The sequence below is a fragment of the Nocardia sp. NPDC058497 genome (genome assembly GCF_042720195.1).
Taxonomy (GTDB): Bacteria; Actinomycetota; Actinomycetes; order Mycobacteriales; family Mycobacteriaceae; genus Nocardia.
This window is the reverse complement of sequence record NZ_JBHXMY010000743.1, coordinates 1-2,474: the sequence shown is the minus strand read 5'-3', so window position 1 is coordinate 2,474 and position 2,474 is coordinate 1. Positions and strand designations below refer to the sequence as shown.

Genomic DNA, 2,474 nt, shown 5'->3' with positions numbered 1-2,474 from the left:
CACCACCCAGAACACCGTCGTAGGCGATAATCCCCTCGGTCCAGTCCGGCTGGACGCCTCGCAGATAGTCCGGCGCGTAGTGCTCACCGGAGTCGTCACGGTTGCCACCACGACCAGCCCCCGGCGCTCCCATCCCGGGCATCATGCCGTTGCGCGCGCCGGTACCCGAGCCAGCACCCGACCCAGCGGCGATACCTGGCCCCGCCGTTGGTGCGCCAACCCCAGGAACACCGCGACCAAGCACCGGGCCGGAGACGCCACCGCCTGATCCGCCCACACCCGGCGACCCGGATCCCGGGATGCCACCGCCCGGCGAACCGGCTCCAGGTCCACCACCGCTGGGCACACCTGTGCTCGGGCTTGCCGCCTGGGCGGGGTTCGTGCTGGCCGGCGCCGTCGATGACGGATCTGTCGCGGCATCGTCGGTGTCCTGCCCGCCGTTCGTGTCGTCGCCCGGCGATTGCCCGGCATCCTGCGGCGCGTTCGCGTCTTCGGAAGGTTGCGATGTGTCCGCCGCCGGGTCGCCGGTCACTGGAGAGTCTTGGTTCGCGCCGAGACCACCGTCTTGGCCGTTCGATCCGCCAGCTCCGGGGTCCGTGACACCGGAGCCATCACCGATCACCGGCAGATCACCGTAGGCGGGCACGCCCGCTCCCGACGGAGGGAACACCGGGGTGTAAGTCGTATCCAACGCCTGAATGACCGCGTCACGAGCCGCAGCCTCTGCGACCCGCGTCTGCTCGTCGGTCGCGGGATTGCTGAGGCCGGGCAAGATCGACTGCACCGGATCGTCCGGGTTGAGAGTTCCCGACGAGACCGCTTTCGGCTGCACGGCCAGCTTCACGGCTTCGGCCGCATAACCGACCGCCTCGACCCGAGCACCTACCGACCCGAGCACCTGCCCTACCTCATTGAGCGCCTTCGCGAAACTCTCTGTGGCGGCCTGGCCGGCATCGGCCGTCGCGCCCTGCCATTGACCCTCGTTGAACAACCGGGTCATACCCACCAGGTTGAAGGTGGACAGGTTGAGCACATCCGACGAAGCCTGCCGCCACGTACCAGCCTGCCCCTGCAGGCCCGCCGCATCGAGCCCACCCTCGCCGTGGACGGCCTGATACAGCTGGTCGAAGGTCATGCTCTGGAACCGATCCGCGGTGGTGACATAGTCCGGGTCCGTGCCTTGACCGGCACCCTGCAACTTGCTGTCCGCTGTCGCCGCCCGAGCTTGCGCATTCTCCGCCCGCTGCGCGGCCGCGGCAAGATCGACCAAACTCATCGGAGTGAGCGGACGTGGCGTCATGCTGGATATCCCCCCGGAATATGCGACTGGGCCGGGCAGCAGACTAGCACGCGCCCGAGCGTGGACCGCTGATAGAGTGCCTGGTCAGCGGCCGACGAACGGGGGAACCTTGGCGGGATCAGAGAACATCTTCGGACAGGTGGGGGTCGTGGCCTTCAACGAGGCGGCTCGAGCTGGGACGCTTCGGTACGAATCTGGGGCGGCGGAGCAGGCTGCTCGGATGTATGAAGAGATGGCTGACAGCCTAATGTCGATCCGGAACCGACTGGAGCAGTTGGCCTACCAAGATGGTTTCGGTGGCTTCGACTCTGGACGTGCGCTCCAGAAAGGGTTTTCGACGAAGGCCATGGATGGCTCAGCTGTGATCGACCAAGCGATCGAGACTGCGCTATGGATGAAAGAGGCATATCTGCGTGCAGGTGGTCTCACCGAAGCCGCCGATGTGGCCAACCGGGCTGTCATCGTCAGAGCGGCGGAAGTACTCGAAAACGGAGGCAGCAGCCAGTGACCCGCCCCTATTTGTACCTCGCTGCGGGCACTGCCGCGATGGCACTGCTCGGTGCTTGCGGGACCACTAGCGAGCTGGCTGATCCAGTTCCGTCTGCCACGCCCAGTACGACCAAGCAGATTGCGGTTCCCGCTCCACCTCCGACATCCCAGGTCAACAACGGCAGCAGAGGTAGGGTGGAATCCGATCCATGCACCGAATTCGACGATCCCACTATCGAACGCGCTGGCTACGATGCTGATACCCGTGAACGGACTGACGGTATTCACGAGTGGTATGCCTTTGTCGGGTGCACTTTCGTGAACAAGGAGCCGGTCGGGACGCTAGGAGCGCCGGTCTCAATTCGATTCATAGATATTGCGGCAACAAATATTACCCTCGATGAGTTCCGTCAGCGTTACGCGGGAAATTACACCGAAGAATCAATTGGAGGACGCTCCGCTATCACGTACAGCCGGCCCCGACAGTGCGGGATGGTTATCGAGTTTCCCAAATTTGCCTTGGATCTTACTACTACCGCAGGCCTCACCGGGGAAAAGCCTTGTGACAATCTCCTGAATGCCGCCACGGTTCTCGAGGTTGCGGCAACAGCGGCAATCTGAGGTCGCTGGCAGTCGAAAGATCATCGAGTCGGACCGTGTCCACGCTGTCTCTGTTACACATCTG

Annotated in this window: 3 protein-coding genes; 2 read left to right on the top strand and 1 reads right to left on the bottom strand. The window is 64.1% G+C overall.

What is annotated here, in order from left to right:
* Window positions 1–1,276 (bottom strand): hypothetical protein (locus ACFWPJ_RS30340; RefSeq protein WP_378856562.1); only part of this gene is annotated, 1,276 nt, incomplete at its 3' end.
* A 172-nt stretch (window positions 1,277–1,448) separates the two neighbouring features.
* On the opposite strand from ACFWPJ_RS30340, the gene ACFWPJ_RS30335 reads away from it, so the two are divergent.
* Window positions 1,449–1,808, top strand: a complete 360-nt coding sequence (locus ACFWPJ_RS30335) for a hypothetical protein (protein WP_378856560.1) — start codon at window positions 1,449–1,451, stop codon at window positions 1,806–1,808.
* Window positions 1,691–2,410, top strand: coding sequence for a DUF3558 family protein (locus ACFWPJ_RS30330; protein ID WP_378856558.1), 720 nt, complete (start codon window positions 1,691–1,693; stop codon window positions 2,408–2,410). The genes ACFWPJ_RS30335 and ACFWPJ_RS30330 overlap by 118 nt, the downstream gene beginning before the upstream one ends.
* The last annotated feature ends 64 nt before the right edge of the window (window positions 2,411–2,474 follow it).